Raw genomic sequence first — 22,309 nt, forward strand, 5'->3', positions numbered from 1 at the left:
TCTGTCTGGTCGAAGAAGGTAAAAAACAGATCATTGAATGAGGGGAAGAACCCTTGCTGGCTGGGTCGCACCGAGTCACGGCTGACCGCGCGGTCGCGGGCGAAAGTCGCGGAGCGGTCATAGTAGTCCACCAGCGCCATCAGGTGATGGCGCTCGTTGCCGGCGCCCGCCAGCAGATTGAGATTGCGCCGGCTGTCATCGGTGCTTTCCCAGGAGTCGCCGTAGGAACCGGAAATCTCGATGCCCTCGTAATCCCGACGCAGCACGTAGTTCACCACCCCCGCAACAGCGTCGGCGCCGTAGGTGGCGGAGGCGCCGTTGGGCAGGATCTCGATCCGCTCAATGGCCGCGGCGGGGATCGAGTTGATGTCGATAAACGAAGCCTGGCCGTTGGCGAAGGCGCTGACAGAGGCACGGCGGCCGTTGATCAGGGTCAGGGTTGAGCCGGTGCCGAGACCGCGCAGGGACACCGAGGAAGCACCCACCGGGGTGTCCCCGGAAAGCGCGCCCGCGGTAGAGGTGGAGAAGGTGCCGGTGCCGCCACCGGTGACGGTCAGGTCCTGCATCAGTTCACCGATACTCTCCGCCCCGGAGGTGAGAATATCCTCGCGGTTGATCTGTATGGCCTGTACCGCGCCTTTCAGGTCCAGACCCTTGATGTGGGTGCCGGTGACCAGCACCTCTTCCAGCGCTGGTGCCCCGGACTGGGCTGTGGCTGGCAGGCTCAGCGCCGCGGCGGCAAGACTGCAGGCGATGGCGAGAGGGCGCGGACTCAGGTGTCTAGGTGTGCGTTGCATGGGTAGGCTCTCCGGAAAGTCAGGATTGAACGGTAATGGGAGTCACGGTGAGGTCGTTGTCACGCAGCAACCACTGGCCCCGGCACATGACATCGTCGAGGCGCCCGGTTGCGGGGTCGAACAGCAGCAGGTCGGCGTCCGCGCCGGGGGCAATACAGCCCTTGCGCGCAAGGCCCAGAGCGCGGGCGGGATTCGAGGTCATGGCCGCCAGCACCGGCTCAGGATCAGTCACGCCACGCCGCAGCGCCTCGCGCAGCAGCGCCAGCAGTGCCCCCGGTCCAGCCTGCTGCAATCCGCACAGCTCACCGGCCCGGTACAGGGGCAGGGATCCGCCGGCGTCCGAAGACAGGGTGATGCAGGCGGGATCCACGCCGGCCTCCAGGGCCTGCAGCAGGGCGTCCAGTGCCGGCACTTCCCCGGCAGCGATAAATTCCGGGGTGGTCGACGCGGTAAAGTCGATCGTGGCCCCGTGGCGAGCAAGGTCAAACGCTTCCAGCAACAGTGCCTGATTTCGGTTGCAGTGGGTTGGAATGAAACTGTTCGCCGGCAGGGCCGAGTCCGCCAGCGCCGCACGCAGGGGGCCAAGACGCTGTTCGCCCTCGCCCACATGCACCAGTACCGCGCCCCGCTTGCCGGCAATGGTCGCGCCGAGGCGGCTTTCCGACGCCAGGCGACGCAGCTCCGCCGGGCTGGGCTGGGTGCCGCGGTGATCAGCGATGGCAACCTCGCCGACGCCGATCACCGGCTCGATCAAGACCAGGTCCCGGGCCACATCCCCGGTCAGGGTGACCGGCGGCACCCGGTAGGAACCGCTGTACATGTAGGCATCCAGTCCGCGGACGCGCAGTGCCATGACGCTGGCATACAGCACCTCCAGACTGCGGCCCAGGGCATCGGTCCCCAGCGCGCCGATGGGGCAGGTGACCCCGGCGCGGACAAAGTCCGCCAGCGACACCTCGGCGGTGCGGTTGCCAAAGCCGCCCTCACCACCGCCGCCGCAGGGGTGGGTCAGCAGGTCGACGAAGCCGGGCAGCAGCCAGCGACCGCCGGCGTCAAGGCGCCGCACCGCTGCACCCTGAAGATCAATCTGCGTGGCAACCGCGGCGATGCGCCCGTCGGCGACCAGTACCTGCTGCAGGCCCAGCGGCCGGGGTGCGTGAACCAAAGCGTTGTCAATCAGAGTAAGCATCAAATCTCCAAACCGGAATCGCTACTGGTAGCCAATGGCGCTGGCAACGAGGATTGCCACGCTCGCCAGCACTAGCAGCACCAAGAGAAACACTGCGCTCGCTCGCAGCCACTGCAACCAGTCCACGCGCGCGGCGCCGAGGCTGGCCATGAGCCCTGCCGAGGTCGGCACCGCGATGTTGGTCAGCCCGTCCCCCAGCTGGAAGGCCAGCACGGCGATCTGGCGGCTGACGCCCACCAGGTCGGCCAGCGGTGCCATCAGCGGCATGGTCAATGCCGCCTGGCCCGACCCGGAGCTGACGAAGAAATTGAACAGGCCCTGGCCGAGCAGCATCAGCCAGGCTGCTAGCATTGCCGGCAGCCCGTCGAGCGCCGAACTGGCGTGGTGTAGAAAGGTATTCAGCAGGCTCGGCGCGGTCGGGTCGTCGCCACCGAGCAAGAACACCATGCCGCGGGCAAAACCGACCACCATCGCCGCCGGCAGCAGCTCCATGGCGCCGCGGCGAAACGCCTCCACAGCGGCGTTGGCGGTGAGATCGTTGAGTCGAAAGAGACAGCCGAGTGCGCCGGCGAGAATACCCAGCACCGCGAACTGGGTTGCGATCTCGGGCAGGTAGTAGCCGGCGGCGACCACGCCCCAGATCAGCCAGGCGATGGTCAGGAACAGGGCCGCGAGAACCCAGCGATCACCACGCTGGAGGGGCACATCGACATTGTCCGCGGTCACAGCCAGCCGCAGTTCCGGTTTGGCCCGGTGGCGGGCGGCATAGCGCAGGGTCAGCAGGAGGCCACTCGCGGTAAACACGGCCCACAGACCAAGGCGGAATTCCATGCCACTGAGTAGCGGCAGATCCGCGATACCCTGGGCGATGGCAAGGCTGAACGGATTCATCCAGGAGGTGGCAAAGCCAATCTGGGTCGCGACATAGGTCACCATCACGGTGGTCACACCGCCATAGCCCAGGCGCCGCATAACCGGCAGCAGCATCAGCACAAAAGGGGCTACCTCCTCGCCCATGCCAAACACCGCACCGCTCAAGGAAAACACCAGGAACAGGCTGCTCAGGAGCAGCTTGCTGTTGTCACCACACAGTCCGGCAACCCGGCCGATGCCGCGATCTATAGCACCGGTAGCCATCACCACGCCGAAGGCACCGCCGGTAATCAGAATAAAGGCAATGATGCCCACCGCGCCGCCGCTGCGACTGCCAGACACCAGCCCCTCATACAGCGCGTTGAACAAGCCAGGCTGGCCATCGCTGGCAAACAGCGGCAGGCCGCCACCGGGGACGCTGCGAAAGCTGTCCGGTTCAATCAGGGAAACGACCCGACCATCGCGGAGCACTTCCTCAACCGCGAACACCCCGCGATCAACCAGAAAACTCAAAGCGTACACCAGCAGCGCAATGGCACCCAGAATCAGGTAGGTATCGGGCATCCGCGAGGACGCATTGCTCCCCGCATCACTCGCCATCGACGACATTGCTCCCCTGGTCGAGTATCCGATTGATACGGGACAGGGCCTCCACCGCCTCATCCTTGTGATGACTGCCGATTTCCACGATCAGGGCATTGAGCAGAACGTCTACGGCAGCAGTGGTGCTGGTAAAGGTCATGCCCTGCGCGGATACCAGCAGCGGATGGGTGGCGAGTGCAACCGCCGGCGCTGTCGCGCGGTCGGTAATCGCAACCGTTGTCACGCCACGCTGCCCGGCTTCCTGCAGCACCTCAAGAGTGTCTCGCGAGTAGGGAGGGAAAGAGAATGCCAGTACGACATCCGTTGCCCGCAGGGTAGCGAGCTGCTCCCGCGGTGATGTGTAGCGGGTTCCTAAGCTGTTGGCACGCAGGCCGTGCTCGGTGAACAGATAGGCGGCGAGATCCGCCAGATGGGCAGAGATACCCAGACCAAAGGTGAAAATATGGTCGCCGCGAAACAGGGCCGTGGCCGCGTCGCGGAATTGGGTCCGATCCAGTTCCTCCACCGTGCGCCCGATATTGTGTACCGCCAGCCGTGCAACAGCCGCCAGAGCGTCCTTGTGAATATCTTGCCCCTGCGGAGCCGCAGTACCGGGCACCTGCAGGGCCCGCTCCTCCCGCAGGGTTTCGACCAGCGCCATCTTCAGGCGCGCGTAACCGCTGTAGCCAATGCGCTGGGCAAAACGGACTACGGTCGCCTCTGATGTGCCGGTAGCTTCGGAGATCTCCAGAATCGACAGGAACGGTGCCTCCGAGAGGTGATTGAGCAAGTAATCGGCGATGACTCGCTGCTGCCGGGTCAACTCGCCGGAGTGCTCAAGGATGCGCTGGCGGAGCCCGCCACCATCCTCTTGTCGCATCTTTTTTGATGGTTTATTTTTCATAGATTGATCCTATATGTAGTTTTTATTTCAGTCAAAGAAATTATCGCTTCAGGTTAATATCTTATATTTCATTTATTTCCAATGTGTTACAGACTTTTATTAATTTATTTTGTCATTATTAAAGGCGGAAATATGCCAAAATACTGAAATTTCTATTTCAATATTGGCCGTAGAAACCGATGGAAACCGCCAAAAGCACTGATCCGGTGAATCCCGAATGGGGGACCGATGGGCTCAGTCGGGCAGCAGTAGGCCCACTTCACTACCCTCGTACACTACGGGCCAGGTCCTGAGATGTCGGCAGGGCTCCTCCGGGGCGTGCAGGAGCCGCCCGTCCGCAAGCGAGAAAAGGTAGCGGTGCAGTGGACACTCCAGCACACCGGCCTCGATGCGGGCGCTGTCGAGCGGGTGTTCGCGATGGGGGCAGCGGGGTTCGATCAGGTACAGCTCACCGTCGTGCTGCAGCAGCAACAGCGCCAGTGCGTCAAACCGAAACTGGCGCCGGTAGTTATCATGCAGGTTGATCAGTTTTTCCAGGGGCTGGAAACGCATACTGGTGAATCCGCTAGCATACTGCTGTTGAGCATAGCAGCTGGGCGCAACCTAGAGCAGGTCAATCAGCCGTCGTGCCGCCAGATAGGGGGTGGTAATGCCCTCCTCCACCGCCTGCTCCAACTCGGGCAACAGGGACCTGATGCGCGGATTCTGCTGCAGGCGCTGCAACAACAGCTCGTTCAGCAATTGCCGCATCCAGTCGCGGTTCTGGCGCGCCCGCTTGCGCTGGAACGCTTCCGCCTTCAGGGCCTGGAAATAGTAATCCACGATCATGCCCCAGACCGCATCGATTCCCTGGTTTTTCAGCGCCGAGCAGGTGACCACCTGCGGCGTCCAGAAGCTGCTGTGGCGCAGCAGGTGCATGGCGGACAGGTAGTGCTGGCGGGCCTGCTTGGCGAGCATCACGCTGTCACCGTCGGCCTTGTTGATCACCAGGGCGTCCGCCAGTTCCAGAATGCCCTTCTTGATCCCCTGCAGTTCGTCACCGCCGCCCGGCAGCATCAGCACCATGAAGAAGTCGACCATCCCGGCAACCTGGTACTCGGACTGCCCGACCCCGACAGTTTCCACCAGGATCACGTCGTAGCCTGCGGCCTCGCACAGCAGCATGGTTTCCCGGGTTTTCTGCGCCACACCGCCCAGGGCGCCGGCGGACGGCGAGGGGCGAATAAAAGCCTCATCGCGTCGCGACAGCTCTTCCATGCGGGTCTTGTCACCGAGAATGGAACCGCCTGCAATGGGCGAGCTGGGGTCTACCGCCAGTACCGCGACTTTCTTCCCCTGGCTGATCAGGTAGAGGCCGAAGGTCTCGATAAAGGTCGACTTGCCGACACCCGGCACACCGGAAATGCCCACCCGGATACTGTTGCCCGTAGCGGGCAACAGTGCCTCCAGTACTTTCTGGGCCTCCTCCCGGTGGGTTTCCAGGGAGCTTTCCACCAGCGTGATGGCTTTGGCCAGGGCGCGGCGGTTACCCCCGCGCAGCGCTTCGAGATCAATACCGGCCACGGTCTCAGGCCGCGCCCTGGGCCTCGTTGACAGCGTCCAGCACGTCCCGGGCACAGACCGGGATCGGGGTGCCGGGGCCAAAGATGCATTTGACCCCGGACTGGTACAGGAAGTCATAGTCCTGGCGCGGAATGACACCACCCGCGATGACCACGATATCTTCCGCACCCTGCTTGCGCAGTTCCTCCACCAGCTGGGGGATCAGGGTCTTGTGCCCGGCGGCAAGCGACGATGCGCCGACCACGTGGACATCGTTCTCGATCGCCTGCCGCGCCACTTCCTCCGGGGTGGAGAACATGGGCGACAGGTCAATGTCGAAGCCAACATCGGCAAATGCGGTGGCCACCACCTTGGCGCCACGATCGTGGCCGTCCTGGCCCATCTTGCACACCAGCATGCGCGGGCGGCGGCCGTATTTGGCGACAAACTCGTCGATATCCATGCTGATTCCCTGCCAGTTGTCGTCCTGCTGGAAGGCAGAGCCGTAGACGCCGGAAACGGTCTGGGCCTGGGCGTTGAAACGGCCGAACTCACGCTCCATGGCAAAGGAGATCTCCCCCACCGTGGCCCGGCGCCGGGTCGCCTCAATGGACAGTTCCAGCAGATTGCCTTCGCCGCTGACGGCGGCCTGGTAGATCTGCTCGAGGATGTCTTCTACCGCTGCCTCATCGCGATTCTCGCGGACCTGCGCCAGCCGCGCCAGCTGCGATGTACGCACTGCGTCGTTGTCGATCTGCAGCACGTCCACCTGGCTGGCGTCGTCGGTGCGGTACTTGTTGACCCCGACGATAACGTCCTCGCCCCGGTCAATACGGGCCTGCTTGCGCGCCGCCGCTTCTTCGATCCGCAGCTTCGGCATGCCGGTCTCAATCGCCTTGGCCATGCCACCAGCCTGCTCGACCTCATCAATGAGCTCCCAGGCTTTGTCGGCGATGGCCTGGGTCAGACTCTCCATCATGTAGGAGCCGCCCCAGGGGTCGACCACCTTGGTGATACCGGTCTCTTCCTGGATGATCAGCTGGGTGTTGCGGGCGATGCGCGCGGAGAACTCGGTCGGCAGTGCAATGGCCTCGTCCAGCGCGTTGGTGTGCAGCGACTGGGTGCCGCCAAAGACTGCCGCCATGGCCTCGATAGTGGTGCGCACCACGTTGTTGTAGGGATCCTGCTCGGTCAGCGACCAGCCTGAGGTCTGGCTGTGGGTGCGCAACATGGAACTCTTCGGATTTTTCGGCTCGAACTCGCTGACGATCCGCGCCCACAGCAACCGCGCCGCGCGCAGCTTGGCGATTTCCATGTAGAAGTTCATGCCGATGCCCCAGAAGAAGGACAGGCGCGGCGCAAACTGATCGATATCCAGGCCCGCCGCGAGAGCGGTACGGATGTACTCCTTGCCATCGGCCAGGGTATAGGCCAGTTCCAGCGCCGCGTTGGCACCGGCTTCCTGGATGTGGTAACCGGAGATGGAAATGGTGTTGAAGCGGGGCATGTTGCGGGAGCAGTAGGCGATGATGTCGCCGATGATCTTCATGCTCGGCGCCGGCGGGTAAATGTAGGTGTTGCGCACCATGAACTCTTTCAGGATGTCATTCTGGATGGTGCCCGCCAGCTGCTCCTGCTTCACACCCTGCTCTTCCGCCGCGACGATGTAGCCCGCCAGGATCGGCAGCACCGCGCCGTTCATGGTCATCGACACCGAGACCTGCTCCAGCGGAATGCCGTCGAACAGTATTTTCATGTCCTCCACCGAATCGATGGCGACGCCGGCCTTGCCGACATCGCCGGTCACCCGGGGGTGATCGGAGTCGTAGCCGCGGTGGGTCGCCAGGTCAAAGGCCACCGACACGCCCTGGCCGCCGGCCGCGAGGGCCTTGCGGTAAAAGGCGTTGGATTCCTCGGCGGTGGAAAAGCCTGCGTACTGCCGGATGGTCCACGGCCGGCCCGCATACATGGTGGCCTGGGGGCCGCGCAGATAGGGTGAGAGCCCCGGCATGGTGTTGGTGTACTCGAGATTTTCCAGATCCTCGGCCGTGTACAGGGGCTTGACGTCGAGGCCCTCCGGCGTGTTCCAGGTCAGCGCCTCGATGCCTTTGCCCTTCAGGCCCTTCTCCGCTTCAGCGCGCCAGCTCTCGGGGTTGGCGCTGGCCGGGTCGTAGATCTTGTCGCTCATGGTAAAGTCTCCGCGGGGCCCGCTCAGTGTTCGTCGGCGGGCTGGTTGATTTCGATCAGGACGCCGTCACAGCTCTTCGGGTGAATGAAAATTACCCTGGAGTTGTGCGCGCCGGGGGTCGGTGCATCCGACAGGAACTGGTAGCCCTTGGCCTTCAGCCGTGCCACATCCTCCTCAATGTTGTCGGACCGAAAACACAGGTGATGCAGACCGCCGCCGCGCTTTTCCAGGTAGGTGGCGATAGGCCCCTCGCCGTTGAGCGGGTGCACGAGTTCGATATTGGTCGGGGGCAGCGGAAAAAAGGCCGTGGAGGTCTTGGCCGGTGCCACATCCTCGGTGCCCTCGAAGGGCAGGCCGAAATCCTCCATGAACCGCTTGATGGCCTTGTCGAAATCCGGCACTGCAATGGCGATATGGTCCAGCGCTGTAATCATGGTCTGCCTCTCAAAGTACTTGCTGCAGGAAGCCGGCGGTGAGCTCGCGCTTGCGGGCGGCGATCTGTTCCGGGGGTACGACTTCGATTTTCTCGTCCGGGGTGATCTTGAACAGGGGCTGACCCTTGTGAATGATGACCCCGTCGGACTCCACCAACACCTTGTCGATCGTGCCGGCAAACGGTGCGTAGACCTTGTTGAACATCTTCATGACCTCAACGATATACAGCGGGTCGCCGGCCTCGAAATGCTCACCCTCGGACACATACAGTTCGTGCTGGGGCGACTCGCGGCCATAGAACATGCCGCCACTCTCGGCCAGGATCTCGTCGCCACGGGCCGCCACCGGCGGCACCAGTACCTTGGCCATGCGGGCCTGGTGTTCGGGATCCAGCAGGTCTTCCGGGATGTGGATACTGAGGTCATCGTTCACAGATAGCTCATAGTATCCGGTGGCCTCGGCGATACTGGGCAGGACCGCCATGATGTCGACACCGGCCTGGAAACCCAGGTGTGCAGAGCGCACCTGGCTCCAGCTGGCGTCGGTAAAGCCCGCGGGCGCGATGTCGTTTGCCAACAGGGATTGCAGCGCGATCCAGTCGGGCGCATCGACCCGGTTGTTGAGCTCACTGTAGAAATCCAGCGCCTGCTGCAGGATATCGTGGTCGTGGTCCCAAATCATGCTGGCGGCAGGAGCGCCCGGGATATAATCCATGTGCAGGAAATGGTAGGTGTCCGCCAGCAACTCGATGGGGTTCTCATTCCAGCTCAGCTTGCCGTCGATCACGGTGTAGCAATCGCGGTTGATACTGAGCCAGCCACTGAGCACGTGGGGTTCATCCAGCAGACGGTGCAAGGGCCGCAGCATCAGGGTCTGCTTCAACTCCATCGCGCTGTGCAGCGCCTTCGCCGCCGCTTCACCGAGACCCTTCAGCCTGGCGCGGGAGATCTCCCGCCAGGCAAAATCCAGGTCGATATTGTTGGCCTGGTCCTTGAGCTCACCGACGGCGGTCAGGTAGGGCACGATGAAACGCGTGGTTGGCCGGGCGTTGATGTTCTGGCCGATAAACCAGTTCACCAGACCGTAGTGGAATTCCAGGTTGGTGGCGAGATCCTTGCCGCGCATGCGCGTGCGGCGGATGGTTTCCGCCATTTTCTCGTAGGTTTCGAGGCGGGTTTCGCCTACCGTCAGCAGCAGGGCAATATTGGAATCGTAGGCCCCCGCCAAGGTGTATTTCATGAACACATCGGTGTCGGGGTTGTGCAGGCTGATGCCCTGGTCGTCGCGGATTTCCCCTTCCACGGCATCGCTCCAGTACTCGATCACGCCGCCGGCGGAAGGCTGCAGTGCCTGGTTGGTGGCGTTGAGGCGCGCCTCCACGCTGTCATCATGGCGCAGAACCCGGGTCGGTTTCGGCAGTTTCGGCCCGTGGGCAGCCAGCAGCACCATGGCTTCCACCAGGGACTCGACGACAAAACTGTCGTTCGCATCGTCGGGATTGCTGAAGCGCAGCGCATAGCACAGCTCGGTTACCCGGTGCTCGACCTGGATGCGGGTATTCATCTCCATGAAGAAGTGCTTGTCACCGTCGACGATGCACTCGAACGTGGACACCGAATCGAGACCGACGGCAGCGCCAAAGCGGGCGGCTTCGTCTTCCATTTCTTCCAGGGTCACCAGGTCCTGGCGCAACACCCTGGCCTCAACATCCTGGCCAGCGGCCTCGGCCTGCTCTACCGCCCGGCGCAGGGATTCCACCGTGACGGACACTTCCAGCAACTTCTGCTCGTGCATCTGTAGCGAGCAGTCGCGACCACCCATGGTGATACACCAGTCACCGTTGCCGATGACCTGGATTTCCTGGTGACGGGTCGTTTCAATATTCAGCTCCACCAGCACGTTCTTGTTGTCGCCAACGCCGGTGGTCTTTACTTCATTGAGAATCTCCCGGACCAGTTCCGCAGTGCGCTCCGCCTGACCGATGCCGAGAATGCGCTGACCTTTGCCGCCGCCACCGCTGATGGCCTTGAGCCGCACCCGATTGCGCGGATAGTCCGCCTGCATGCGGCCCACGGCCTCGGTGAGCGTTTCGCAGAGTTCATCAACCGTGTACAGGTCAATGCCCTTGCTGTAGGACGCGGCCAGCACCTTGTCGGCCTTGTCTTCAATGCTGATGGACTCATCGTCGAGAATTTCCGGGGCAACCGCCAGGCCTTCCGCCTCGCACAGGGCCGACAGCGCAGCGACGTCCGGGTATTTTTTCAACAGGGTCAGGGCCGTGCCATTGTCGATCCCGGGCGTAACCGAAACGCCGGATTTGAGCGCGGTGCGCTTGGCTTCATCCTTCAGGCCCGCGTCGTGTACCGTACGGGAGCATGGACCGATGAAGTTGAGACCGGCGCGCTCCATGGCCGCAACCATGGTCTCGTCCTCGGCCATGAAGCCATAGCCGGCGAAGATCGCATTGTAATTATTGTCGCGGGCAATGCTGATGATCTGCGCGATGCGCTGGTCGCGCTCTTCCTTGTTGGCACCGGTGTAGTCCGGTACCCGGTGCACCCGGTCAGGCTGTGTCAGGGAGCGCAGCTCTGGGGCCAGTGCGTTCTGGTAGACGATGGAATCCTTCTCGGACAGCAGGATGCCAAAATGGGAGATTCCCATTTCGCTGAAGACATCCATCGCCTCCTTGCGGATCGGGCCCCGGCAGATGATCAGCGGCCGCAGGTCGCTGCAGTCAAACTGCGCCACCCAGGGTGAAGGCTGCCGCGCGAGGCGACGGTCGCGGTGAATCAGGGGGTTGCGCAAATAATATTCGTTGGACACGCGATCTTTCCTCAGTCTGTCTTATTGGAGCGGGCTTAGTGGAACTCACGCTGCACGGACGTGAGCGGCTCCGGCGTATAGTGGCGCAGGCAGAAATCCATGTGCTCGGCAAGCACCTGACGCAGGTCCGATGGCATCACGATCTGGGAAATGGAGCCCAGGCTGAGGGCCTCATTCGGATTCATCAGTTCCTGCTCATAGCGCTGGGCCAGCAACTGTTCCTCGGAGCGCACCCAGGCATTGACCAGCTGGGTGGCGGCAGTTTTGGCCTGCTCCGGCGCCAGACCAGCACTTACCTGTGCCCTGGTCTCGGCGGCGATCTTGTCCGCCACACTGGCGCGAATCTTGCGCAGTTCATCCTTGTAGACGTACTCGACACCCGCCGGACCCATCACCGCCACCCGGGTGGTCGGCAAGGCGACAACAAAATCTGCCCCGGTGGGGTAATTGTTGTAAGAGGCGTAGGCGCCGCCGAAGGCGTTGCGGACCAGCACCAGGAAGCGCGGCGTGCGCAGATCGACGATCGCATCCAGCATGGCGCGGCCAGCCTGGACGATACCGCCGGCCTCCTGTTCCTTGCCGGGCAGGAAGCCGGTGGTGTCTTCGAGGAAGATGATGGGGATGTTGTACAGATTACAGAAGCGAATAAAGCGCGCGTTCTTGTAGGCAGCGGCAATGTCGATCTGGCCCGAGGCCACCGCCGAGTTGTTGGCCACAAAACCGACCACGTTGCCACCCAGGCGACCGAGCGCGGTGATGGTGTTGCGTGCGCGCTCGGCCTGGATTTCGATAAAATCGCCGTGATCGCACAACTGCTGGATCAGAATGCTGATGTCGATCGGCGTGTTATAGCCGGTCGGTGAATTGAAGGCCTTCTTCAGCAGGATATCGATGTCCCAGGTCTTGCGACTCACGGGATCCGACGACGCCAGAAAAGGCGCCGCGCTGCTGTTGTTGTCGGGCAGGTAGTTCAACAGGGCGCGCACCTTGCGCAGGGCCGCGACTTCGTCCGGAACCACGAAATCGGTTACGCCACTCTGGCTGTGCACGCCGGGGCCACCGAGTTCGTCCGGGGTCACGTCCTCGCCGAGCACGGATTTCACTACACCGGGGCCAGTGAGTCCGAAAAAGGTGTCATTGGGCTGGATCAGGAAGCTGCCCTGGCGCGGCAGATAGGAGCCACCACCGGCATTGAAGCCGAACATGCACATAATGCTCGGGACCACGCCGCTGATCTTGCGCAGGGCAGTAAACGCGTCGGCATAACCGTCGAGGCCGCCGACGCCCGCGGGAATGTAGGCGCCCGCCGAATCGTTCAGGCCGACCAGGGGAATTCTGCGCTTCGCCGCCAGCTCGAACAGGCGCGCCAGTTTCTTGCCATTGGTAGCGTCCATGGAGCCGGCGCGCACGGTGAAGTCATGGCCATAGATAGCGACGTCGCGGCCATTGACCTTGATCAGGGCAGTAACCAGGGAGGCGCCGTCGAGATTGGGGCCCCAGTTCTGGTACAGCACGGTGGGTGCCTCATCCGCCAGATGGTCGATCCGCTCCCAGATCGTCATCCGGTTCTTCTGGTGCTGGCGCTGGATATTGCGCACACCCGCTGCTCGCAGTGGCCGCTGCTGCAGCTCCCAGCCAGCCTTCAGCGCCTTCTCATAGAGACCGGGCTCCGACGCCAGCTGGCCCGGCACCTTGAACTCCCGCTCATCCTCGGTGGCAAACGGGTTGTTGAGAGATGCAATCAGGTCGGTATCAGTGCTTGTCTTCATTTTGTTTTCCATGCTGTTGCAGGGCCGGCTTGTGGCAAGCCGGCGACTGCCTTTACCCTCTTGTCGAGGTTCCCGGGTTTACATGTGACGGCGGCCGGGCTTAGGATGAATCCCCGGCTCAAATTCGGCGCACCACATTAATTCCAAGGCGTGGGAATGTCAATTTAACGGCCCGCTAACGCGACAGCGAAAGATACTGCATATGCCCTGCCTTTTACCCTCCCACCCCGCGGATTGCGTAGTTTTCCGGCGCTGTAATTACGCAAATAATCAGCGTCAACATTGTGCTGCGGTGACACCCCCTGCCGGTGACGGCCTGTGAGCCTGCACTTCGATGAGCTCGCCTGGCAGCCCGACAGCGCGCGCCTGTTCACTGCCCTGCGCGACCTGCCGGTTCCAGCCTGGCTGGACAGTGCCCAGCCCTGGGCCGGCAATGGCCGCTATGACATCCTGGTCGCAGACCCCGGGTCAGACACCCCGCTGGCACCGGCCGCGGCGGCCCCCGCAGCAAGCTGGCGCAGCTATTTTGACGATCTGGCCCGCTACCACCGGGAACGCTATACCGGAATCGCGCCGGCGGGCCAGCGCCTGCCCTTCTGCGGCGGCCTGCTGGGCTACCTGGGCTACGAGCCCGGCAACGCCCTGCACGGGATCGAGCACCCGCAGGCCAACAGCGTATCCACGGCTGCCGCCCACATCGGCGCCTACGACTGGTGCATCATCCAGGACCATCTGCTGCAGCGATCCGTGCTGGTTTCCCTGCCCTGGGTGAGCGCCGCGACCCGCAGGGAGCTTCGCCAGCGGCTGGCATCCGCACAGCCTTTCGGTGACGATGACACTTTCCGGCTGCAAGGGGGCTTTGTCACCGGGATCACCCGCGACGATTACCGGGCGGCGTTTGCCCGGATCCAGGCTTATATCCAGGCCGGGGACTGCTACCAGGTGAACCTGGCGCAGCGCTTCGAGGCCCCCTGCAGCGGCGATCCCTTTACCGCCTACCGGGTGCTGCGCGAAGTCGCCGCGGCGCCTTTTTCCGGCTATCTGCAATTCAACGCGCAGCAGGCTCTACTGTGCCTGTCGCCGGAACGGTTCCTGTCCCTGCAGGGCCAGCAGGTGGAAACCCGTCCCATCAAGGGCACCCGCCCACGATTCGCGGATGCGGATCGCGACCTGCGCAGCGCCCGGGAGTTGCGCGAAAGCCCCAAGGATCGCGCCGAGAACCTGATGATCGTCGATCTCCTGCGCAACGATCTCGGCCACAGCTGCGTGCCAGGCAGCATTCGCGTCGACCAGCTGTTTGCCCTGGAAAGCTACCCCACCGTGCACCACCTGGTCAGCACTATTCGCGGCGAACTGGCGCCGGATCGCAGCCCCTTCGACCTCCTGCGCGACAGCTTCCCCGGCGGCTCCATCACCGGCGCACCCAAGCGCCGCGCCATGCAGATCATTGCCGAACTGGAGCCCTACAGCCGTGAGGCCTACTGCGGCTCACTGCTCTATATCAGCGCGGACGGCCACATGGACAGCAACATCGCCATCCGCAGCCTGGTCGCCGACAACGGCAGCCTGCGCTGCTGGGGCGGCGGCGGGATTGTGGCGGACTCTGAGGCGGACCAGGAGTATCAGGAGACCTACGACAAGGTCGGGCGATTCCTCAGCACTTTGGAGCAGCGGTTCAGGTAGCTGCGGGTCGAACCCGGTAACTCCTGGTTGGTGGAAATACAATTCGACAGTCCGAAATTCAGACTCCGGATCAGGGCGCCCTGTGGGTGAGGGCCGCCCTCTATCACCGAGTACATCGAACCGGAAAAAATCGCCGTTCCGCACCGATCTCAAGGTTCGCCACCGAAAATCCTGAAGCAACTACTGTAGTGAAGCGCTGTGGCTGCTGCTGGTTCGCTGGACCGTTGAGCGCATGGATGCGCGATACGAGCCTACATGGATGTACTTGCGGCGAGTCCAGCGAACCAGCAGCAGGCATAGTGCGACTTCTGAGCGCCAGGCGCTACGCGCCGGTAACCCGGCCCGGCCCGGCCCGGTCAGGTCAGGTCAGACTGCGAGGGGCCTGTTGCTGGCATCCACGAACGCCTGCTTCAGCGCCGGAAAGTCGTGCACCGCCTGGAACTGCGGAAACTCGTCGATCACGTTCTGCGGCGCGTGGAACAGGAGGCCGACATCGGCCTCGCCCAGCATCGTGGTGTCGTTGTAGGAATCGCCGGCGGCGATGATGCGGTAGTGGAGACTGTGCAAAGCCTGCACGGAGGCGCGCTTGGGGTCTTTCTGCCGCAGCTTGTAGTCGACCACCCGGCCGCTGTCGTCCACCTCCAGCCGATGACAGAACAGGGTCGGCCAGCCAAGCTGGCGCATCAGTGGGGCGGAGAATTCGTAGAAGGTGTCGGAGAGAATGATCACCTGGAAACGCTCGCGCAGCCAGTCAAGGAAATCGGCGGCACCGGGCAGCGGTTCCAGGGTGGCGATGACCTCCTGGATGTCGTCGATCCTGAGGCCGTGCTGGTCGAGGATACGCAGGCGCTGTTTCATCAGCACGTCGTAGTCGGGAATATCCCGGGTGGTGGCGCGCAGCTCGGGGATACCGGTGCGTTCGGCGAAGGCGATCCAGATTTCCGGTATCAGTACCCCTTCGAGGTCCAGGCAGGCCAATTCCACGTGTCGTTCTCCCAACTCGGATGCGAAAGCGGGACAATCTACCCAAGGGGGCCAGCCGCCACAAGCCGGACGAGCGAAAAAATCAGTAAACCGGCAGCTCGATGTGGGAAAACAGTTCGTCGAGCTCGGTCTTGCTCGGATGGGAGAAGGCCTGCTGCACCACTTCCCGGGTCAGGTGCGGAGCAAAATCCTCAATAAAGTCATACATATAGCCCCGCAGGAAGGTGCCGCGGCGGCAGCCGATCTTGGTCACACTGCTGGCAAACAGCCTGGTCGCGTCCAGGGCCACGAGGTCGGCATCGGCGCGCTCATCGTAGGCCATGGCGGCCACGATCCCGATCCCCAGGCCGAGCCGAACATAGGTCTTGATAACATCGGCATCGGCGGCGGTGAAGACCACCCTGGGAACCAGCCCGCGGGCGACGAAAGCCTCATCGAGCTTGGAGCGACCGGTGAATCCGAATACGTAGGTCACGATCGGGTGCTCGGCGACGTCCTCCAGGGTCAGCTCCGAGAGCTGGGTCAGGGGATGGTTGCGCGGCACCAGCACACAGCGGTTCCAGCGGTAGCAGGGCATCATGATAAGGTCGCTGAACAGCTCCAGCGCCTCGGTGGCGATGGCAAAGTCGACGGTCCCATCCGCTGCCATCTCGGAAATCTGCATCGGCGTGCCCTGGTGCATGTGCAGCGACACATCGGGGTAGCGTTCGATAAAGGAGCGGATGGTCGCCGGCAGCGCGTAGCGGGCCTGGGTATGGGTCGTGGCGATGGAGAGGCTGCCCTTCTTCTCGTTGGAATACTCCTGGGCCACCTGTTTGATGCTCTCCACCTTGCGCAGCACCTCCCCAGCCGCCTGCAGGATCGCCTCTCCGGCGGGAGTAACGTGGGTCAGGTGTTTGCCACTGCGGGCAAAGATCTCCACCCCCAGCTCGTCCTCCAGCAAGCGGATCTGTTTGCTGATGCCGGGCTGGGAGGTGTACAGGCTCTGCGCGGTCGCGGAAACGTTGAGCTCATGGTGGGCGACTTCCCAGATATAGCGCAATTGCTGCAGTTTCATGGCCTGACAGTCTCCCCTGAGCGCGGCCCGCAGTTGCGGTGGGCCTGTGACGCTTATGAAGAATAGTATTTAGGAAGAAGATTTGCCAACAACAATGGAATAACGGATGGAAATTTGCCTCAGTTGTTCGCCACCCCATGGGGCACATGCCCGGTGGCGATGTGGGGACTGGCCAGCTGGCAGTGGGTTTCCTGATCATCGAAGAACACATCCGCCTGGTAAGCGCGCAGGAACTCGGTCTTGTTCAGCCCCCCCAGAAAGATGGATTCGTCGATGCGGATATCCCAGGCGCGCAGGGTGCGGATAACCCGCTCATGAGCCGGCGCTGAGCGGGCCGTCACCAGTGCCGTGCGAATCGGCGCCTCGGTGGCGGGAAAGGCCTGCTGCAGACGATGCAGCGCGGCGAGGAACGGCTTGAAAGGGCCGCCGCTCAAGGGGGTCCTGGCCGCAGCCTGCTCGCTGGCCGTGAACGCCTCCAGGCCCTCCGTCTTGAAGACCCGCTCGGCTTCATCCGAGAACACCACCGCGTCACCGTCGAAGGCGAAGCGCAGCTGGTCGGAACTGCTGTTGCCACCCTTGTTGGATACCAGGGTCGCCGCGGCCACCCCGCAGTTCAGGGCGTAGCGGACATCCTCCGCTTCATTGGACAGGAACAGTTGACAGCCAAACGCGTTGATGTAGCGCCAGGGGCTCTCCCCGCCGCAGAAAGCGGCGCGGCTGATTGGCAGCTCATAGTGCTGAATGGAATTGAATACCCGCAGGCCGGTGTCGGCACTGTTGCGCGAAAGCAGCACCACTTCGACCTGGCCGTCCTCACCAAGCAGCGTATTCAGGCGCAACAGCTTTTGCACGAGGGGAAAAGCCTCTCCCGGTTCCAGCGGCTGTTCCTCGCGGGCAATCTGGTATTCGGAGTAAGCCTGCAGGCCCTCCTCCTGATACACGCGGTGGCTCTCGCCCAGATCGAACAGCGCCCGGGAGGAGATCGCGATAACCAGCTTGTTGTGAATGTCTTTCACCATGCGCGTGAGTGTACCCCTTGCGGCATGCACAGCCTAGCCGGGGCGTCGGTGGAACTACTCGGCCGGGGGTGCTCCCGGCATACCCGTGGACGCCAGCTCCGGCGCAGCGGCCTCAGCGCGCTCGGCTTCGTGCTGCTCCAGCATGCGCTGGATGCGCTCGCGCAGCAATGCCTCGTGCAGCTCGGCCTGGCGATGCTCGTTCCGCAGCGACTTGAGCAGGGACACCGCCAAAAATATCATCAGCACCATGAAGGGGAAGGCCGCCACTATGGACATGGTCTGCAGGGCGGCAAGCCCTCCGCTGAGCAGTAGCACACCCGCCACCAGCGTCTGCACCACACCCCACGTCAGCCGCAGCCAACGCGACGGCGTCAGGACACCGTTACCAGTGAACATGCCCAGGACAAAAGTGGCGGAGTTGGCAGAGGTGATAACAAACAGCACTATCAGCACCAACACCAACAACGCCAACGCATCCGCTCCGGGGAGCAGCTGCAACATGAGAAACAGCCCTGAGCTGATCTCTTCGCTTACCGCCGCGGCAATACCCGGCACCCCGAACAGTTCCTGATACAGAGCGGTGCCGCCAAAGGTGGCGAACCATACCGCGCTCAACATTACCGGCATACCGATAACACCGAGTACAAACTCCCTGATCGTACGGCCGCGTGAAATACGGGCGATGAAACTGCCTACGAACGGCGCCCAGGACAGGCCCCATGCCCAGTAGAAAATCGTCCAGCGCTCGACCCAGTCCTCGCCGGTGTAGGGGGTCATCAGCAGACTCATCCCGATAACGTTTTCGAAGTAGTCCCCGATCGCATTGGTCAGGGCAGCAGTAATGAAATCCGTGGGACCGGCAAAGAATACGAACAGCAGCAGACCCACGGCCAGCAGCATGTTGGCATCACTGATGTAACGGACGCCACTCTCCAGCGGAGTCAGCGAACACAGCAGGAAGATCGCCGCAATGCCAGCCAGAATCGCAAGCTGGGAGCTGGTGCTGAAGTCGACACCCGCCACCGACATCAGGCCACTGTTGATCTGGATAACCCCGAGCCCAAGGGTGGTCGCCACCCCGAATACCGTCGACACCACAGCAAGGACATTGATCGCGTGCCCCCAGCCACCATCAACCCGATCCCCAAGGCTGGCGCGAAAAGCCTCGCTGATCAACCCTGGCCGCTGCTGGCGGAAGCGCACATAGGCTATTGCGAGACCCACCACCGCAAAGTTCGCCCACTGGTGAAAACCCCAGTGAAACAGCGAATAACGCATGCCAAGGCTGGCAGCTTCGGGGGTACCGCCAGGCGCCAGTCCCAGGGGTGGTGCGTTGTAGTGGGTCATCGGCTCGGCCACGCCCCAGAACACCAGGCCGACACCCATGCCGGCTGAAAAGATCATCCCCAACCAGGTGGGATAGGGAAACTCGGGCACCTCCCCATCCGCCCCCAGGCGTATACGCCCATAGTCAGACAGCGCAACCGCCAGGCAGAACACGAGAAATCCGGTGGTCGCGAACAGATACAGCCAACCAAAATGCTCGGTAGTCATTTGCAGCGCCTGCTGAGCGCGCATTGCCAGCGCCGATGGCGCGACCACACCCAGGGCGACAAATGCCAGCAGTAGCAGCAGGGAGAGGTAGAAAACCCAGCCCGGACGACGGGACATCACGATCCGGTCTTGAAGTATTCCCTGCTGATGCGGAAGACCAGCGGTCCGAGCAACAGCAGCGCGATGAGGTTGGGGATAGCCATGAAGGCGTTCAGGGTGTCGGCGATCAACCACACCATCTCCAGTTCTATGAGCGTACCGACGGGAATCGCCGCCACCCACAGCAGGCGGAACGGCAGACTCGCCCGCACCCCGAACAGGAATACCGCGCAACGCTCACCGTAGAACGACCAGCCGATCATGGTGGTGAAGGCGAACAGGCACAGGCCCACGGAGACCACGTACTGGCCACCGGGCATGCCGCCGGCAAACGCCATGGAGGTGAGACTGGCGCCACTCACACCGGAGGGCAGCACGTCCATGATCACGATCACCAGACCGGTCATGGTGCAGACCACCAGGGTATCGATGAAGGTGCCGAGCATGGCGATCATGCCCTGCTGCACCGGCTGGTCAGTGCGGGCCGCGGCATGGGCGATGGGCGCGCTGCCCAGTCCGGCCTCATTGGAGAAGACCCCGCGGGCAACACCGAAGCGGATCGCTGCCCAGACCGTGGCGCCGGCAAAACCACCAGTGGCGGCGGACCCGGTAAAGGCGGACTCCACTATCACGGCAACCGCCGCCGGCACCGCACTGAGGTGAGTGATGATGACAATCAGGCCCATGAGGATATAGCTCAGAGCCATGAAAGGGACCAGCCAGCTGGCAACCCGGGCGATGCGCTTCACCCCACCGAGAATCACCGCCGCCACCAGCACCATCAGCACCAGACCAGTGGCCAGCGGCGGCACGGCAAAGGAATCCTGCAACACCTGGGACACGGAGTTGGATTGCACGGTGTTGGCGATGCCGAAACCGGCCAGGCTACCGAAGATCGCGAAGGCCCAGGCCAGCCAGTGCCAGCGCTTGTGCAGCCCGTTGCGGATGTAGTACATGGGGCCGCCACTGTAATTGCCTTCGGCATCCTGTTCCCGGAAACGCACGGCACAGACTGCCTCGGCATACTTTGTCGCCATGCCGACCAGGGCGGTGATCCACATCCAGAACAGGGCTCCTGGACCGCCCAGCACCAGGGCAGTTGCCACCCCGGCAATGTTACCGGTGCCGATGGTGGCGGACAGGGACGTCATCAGGGCGCTGAACGGGGAAATATCACCTTTACCATGCCCTTGCCGGCCGCCGAACAGGAGCGCAAATGCCCGCGGAATATTGCGCAGGGTCAGGAAGCGCAGACCGATGCTGAGATACAGGCCTGTTCCCAGTAACAACACCAGCATCACCGGCCCCCAGGCCCAGCTGTTTACGGTTGTTATTATTTCGCTCATTGCACCCCCCCCCGGGGTTCAGCCGCGCGCGCCGGCGCTGCCAAGGTGAAATTCTGCGCCTGCGGGAAAACCCCGAAGACGCCGCCTGTGTGCAGGAAAACGATATCGCGGCAGTCGCGAAAACGCCCGGCCTCGAGTTCGGTGAGCATGCCCTGGAAGGCCTTGCCGGTGTAGACCGGATCCAGCAGCAGGCCCTCCAGAGCCGCCAGTTCCGCGATCAGCGCGAACACCGCCGGCCCGGCGACACCGTAACCCTCCCCCACGTAGCCGTCCAGTACCCGGATTTCCGGGTCTACGGCCGGTACTGCCGGGAAACGGGTACGCCAGTCAGCGCTGTCCGCCGCCACCTTGTCGAGGAAGTACTGCTCGTCGTCGCAGACATTGACGCCCCACACGGTCACGGGCAGATCATGGAGACTGGCACCGAGCGTCAAACCCGCCTGGGTACCGCCGGAACCGGATGCGGTCACCAGATGGGCGCTGGCGATTTCCGCAGAGGCCAGATCTGTCTTCAGCTCTTCACAGGCGGCGATGTAGCCCCAGGCACCGAGCCCGTCGCTGCCGCCCGTGGGGATCACCAGCGCCTTGCGCCCAAGCCCGGCATAGTGTTTCTGCCACCGGGCAAGCAGGTCAGGCAACTCGCTGACGTACTGGCGTTTGGGATAGCAGTTGATGGTTGCGCCGGCCAGCTGGTCCAGCAGGAAATTACCCTCGCTGGCAGCGGGCTCATCTCCCCGCAGCAGCAGGTGTACCGAGAGTCCCATCTGGGCGCCCGCGAACGCGGTGGCGCGGCAGTGGTTACTTTGCACACCGCCGCAGGTAATCAGGGTATCGCAGCCTTCCGCCAGGGCGTGGGCGACAATGAATTCAAGCTTGCGAACCTTGTTGCCGCTGAGCAGGCAACCACTCAGGTCGTCGCGCTTGACCCAGAGCCGGTGACCCTGCCCCCAGCGCTCGCTGGCCCGGGCCAGGTATTGCAGCGGGGTGGGCCGACGGGCCAGTTCGACCCGCGGCGGGAATTCAAGCGCGGCCATCAGCCGATGGACTTGAGCGTTCCCTTCGGCAATACGGCGTGGACATGAATACGCTGGAACTTCATTTCCACATTGTTGGCGACGTTCAGCACAATGTAGTTGTCATCCAGGCTGGTGATGCGGCCCAGAATGCCGGAGCTGGTGACCACCTCATCGCCCTTGCCCAGCGCCGACACCATTTGCGCGTGTTCCTTCTGGCGCTTGCGCTGGGGCCGGATCGCAATGAAATAGAACAGCGCAAAAAGGCCGACGAGGAAGACAATCTGGAACATTTCGCCGCCACCGGCGGCGGCACCTTCGGCCTGGGCGTGGGCGCTGGCAATGAACAAACTCATGGGAACTCCTTGTTGGCGGGCAAAGCGGGAAGGTACTTGCGCGAGCTTACAGACAGGCGCAAATGTACAGTGAATCCCCTGCCCCTGCAATGCGGG

18 protein-coding genes are annotated in these 22,309 nt (G+C 62.8%); 1 reads left to right on the plus strand and 17 read right to left on the minus strand.

From position 1 onward, the window contains the following. From RJQ10_RS13545 to RJQ10_RS13590, 10 genes are all read right to left on the minus strand, one after another. Nucleotides 1-797 (minus strand): TonB-dependent receptor plug domain-containing protein (locus tag RJQ10_RS13545; RefSeq protein ID WP_350147471.1); only part of this gene is annotated, 797 nt, incomplete at its 3' end. Nucleotides 798-816: 19 nt separating this feature from the next. After that, entirely contained in the window at nucleotides 817-1,986 is a 1,170-nt protein-coding gene (gene iadA / locus RJQ10_RS13550; protein ID WP_350147473.1) for a beta-aspartyl-peptidase, read from the minus strand. Nucleotides 1,987-2,007: 21 nt separating this feature from the next. Further along, complete coding sequence (yfcC, locus tag RJQ10_RS13555) at nucleotides 2,008-3,459, minus strand: putative basic amino acid antiporter YfcC (protein ID WP_350147475.1); 1,452 nt, start codon at nucleotides 3,457-3,459, stop codon at nucleotides 2,008-2,010. Then, a complete protein-coding gene (locus tag RJQ10_RS13560) occupies nucleotides 3,449-4,345 on the minus strand; it encodes a MurR/RpiR family transcriptional regulator (RefSeq protein WP_350147477.1) in 897 nt (298 codons plus the stop codon). The genes yfcC and RJQ10_RS13560 overlap by 11 nt, the downstream gene beginning before the upstream one ends. 234 nt (nucleotides 4,346-4,579) lie before the next feature. Next, on the minus strand, nucleotides 4,580-4,897 hold the full coding sequence (locus tag RJQ10_RS13565) for a Rieske (2Fe-2S) protein (protein WP_350147479.1): 318 nt from the start codon (nucleotides 4,895-4,897) through the stop codon (nucleotides 4,580-4,582). Nucleotides 4,898-4,948: 51 nt separating this feature from the next. Next, nucleotides 4,949-5,908, minus strand: coding sequence for a methylmalonyl Co-A mutase-associated GTPase MeaB (gene meaB, locus RJQ10_RS13570; RefSeq protein WP_350147481.1), 960 nt, complete (start codon nucleotides 5,906-5,908; stop codon nucleotides 4,949-4,951). A 4-nt stretch (nucleotides 5,909-5,912) separates the two neighbouring features. After that, entirely contained in the window at nucleotides 5,913-8,075 is a 2,163-nt protein-coding gene (gene scpA / locus RJQ10_RS13575; protein ID WP_350147483.1) for a methylmalonyl-CoA mutase, read from the minus strand. A 23-nt stretch (nucleotides 8,076-8,098) separates the two neighbouring features. Beyond that, nucleotides 8,099-8,509: a methylmalonyl-CoA epimerase gene (mce, locus tag RJQ10_RS13580; RefSeq protein WP_350147485.1), complete on the minus strand. Its 411-nt coding sequence runs from the start codon at nucleotides 8,507-8,509 to the stop codon at nucleotides 8,099-8,101. Nucleotides 8,510-8,519: 10 nt separating this feature from the next. Beyond that, a complete protein-coding gene (locus tag RJQ10_RS13585; protein ID WP_350147487.1) occupies nucleotides 8,520-11,333 on the minus strand; it encodes an ATP-binding protein in 2,814 nt (937 codons plus the stop codon). Between the two features lie 35 nt (nucleotides 11,334-11,368). Continuing rightward, a complete protein-coding gene (locus tag RJQ10_RS13590; RefSeq protein WP_350147489.1) occupies nucleotides 11,369-13,102 on the minus strand; it encodes an acyl-CoA carboxylase subunit beta in 1,734 nt (577 codons plus the stop codon). A gap of 318 nt (nucleotides 13,103-13,420) precedes the next feature. Here RJQ10_RS13590 and pabB point away from each other — a divergent pair, with 318 nt between their 5' ends. Continuing rightward, complete coding sequence (pabB, locus tag RJQ10_RS13595; protein ID WP_350147490.1) at nucleotides 13,421-14,785, plus strand: aminodeoxychorismate synthase component I; 1,365 nt, start codon at nucleotides 13,421-13,423, stop codon at nucleotides 14,783-14,785. 366 nt (nucleotides 14,786-15,151) lie between these two features. On the opposite strand, the gene thrH is transcribed toward pabB, so the two are convergent. The 7 genes from thrH to yajC form a co-directional block, all read right to left on the minus strand. Continuing rightward, nucleotides 15,152-15,769 (minus strand): bifunctional phosphoserine phosphatase/homoserine phosphotransferase ThrH, encoded by a 618-nt coding sequence (thrH, locus tag RJQ10_RS13600; protein WP_350147492.1) that lies wholly within the window; start codon nucleotides 15,767-15,769, stop codon nucleotides 15,152-15,154. Between the two features lie 82 nt (nucleotides 15,770-15,851). After that, nucleotides 15,852-16,826: an HTH-type transcriptional regulator CysB gene (gene cysB / locus RJQ10_RS13605; protein WP_350147494.1), complete on the minus strand. Its 975-nt coding sequence runs from the start codon at nucleotides 16,824-16,826 to the stop codon at nucleotides 15,852-15,854. A 119-nt stretch (nucleotides 16,827-16,945) separates the two neighbouring features. After that, the gene (locus RJQ10_RS13610) at nucleotides 16,946-17,845 is read right to left on the minus strand and encodes a 5'-nucleotidase (RefSeq protein ID WP_350147496.1); all 900 of its coding nucleotides are present in this window, start codon (nucleotides 17,843-17,845) and stop codon (nucleotides 16,946-16,948) included. A gap of 54 nt (nucleotides 17,846-17,899) precedes the next feature. Beyond that, entirely contained in the window at nucleotides 17,900-19,516 is a 1,617-nt protein-coding gene (locus RJQ10_RS13615; RefSeq protein ID WP_350147558.1) for a BCCT family transporter, read from the minus strand. Beyond that, the gene (locus RJQ10_RS13620) at nucleotides 19,516-20,844 is read right to left on the minus strand and encodes an alanine/glycine:cation symporter family protein (RefSeq protein WP_350147498.1); all 1,329 of its coding nucleotides are present in this window, start codon (nucleotides 20,842-20,844) and stop codon (nucleotides 19,516-19,518) included. Before RJQ10_RS13620 ends, RJQ10_RS13615 begins: the two co-directional genes overlap by 1 nt. Then, nucleotides 20,841-21,878 carry a 1-aminocyclopropane-1-carboxylate deaminase/D-cysteine desulfhydrase gene (locus tag RJQ10_RS13625; RefSeq protein WP_350147500.1) on the minus strand — a complete coding sequence of 346 codons (1,038 nt, stop codon included), beginning with the start codon at nucleotides 21,876-21,878 and terminating at the stop codon, nucleotides 20,841-20,843. Before RJQ10_RS13625 ends, RJQ10_RS13620 begins: the two co-directional genes overlap by 4 nt. After that, nucleotides 21,878-22,213 carry a preprotein translocase subunit YajC gene (gene yajC, locus RJQ10_RS13630; protein ID WP_350147502.1) on the minus strand — a complete coding sequence of 112 codons (336 nt, stop codon included), beginning with the start codon at nucleotides 22,211-22,213 and terminating at the stop codon, nucleotides 21,878-21,880. Before yajC ends, RJQ10_RS13625 begins: the two co-directional genes overlap by 1 nt. Nucleotides 22,214-22,309: the final 96 nt, after the last annotated feature.

Source organism: Haliea sp. (genome assembly GCF_040222615.1).
In the GTDB taxonomy this organism is placed as follows: Bacteria; Pseudomonadota; Gammaproteobacteria; order Pseudomonadales; family Halieaceae; genus Haliea.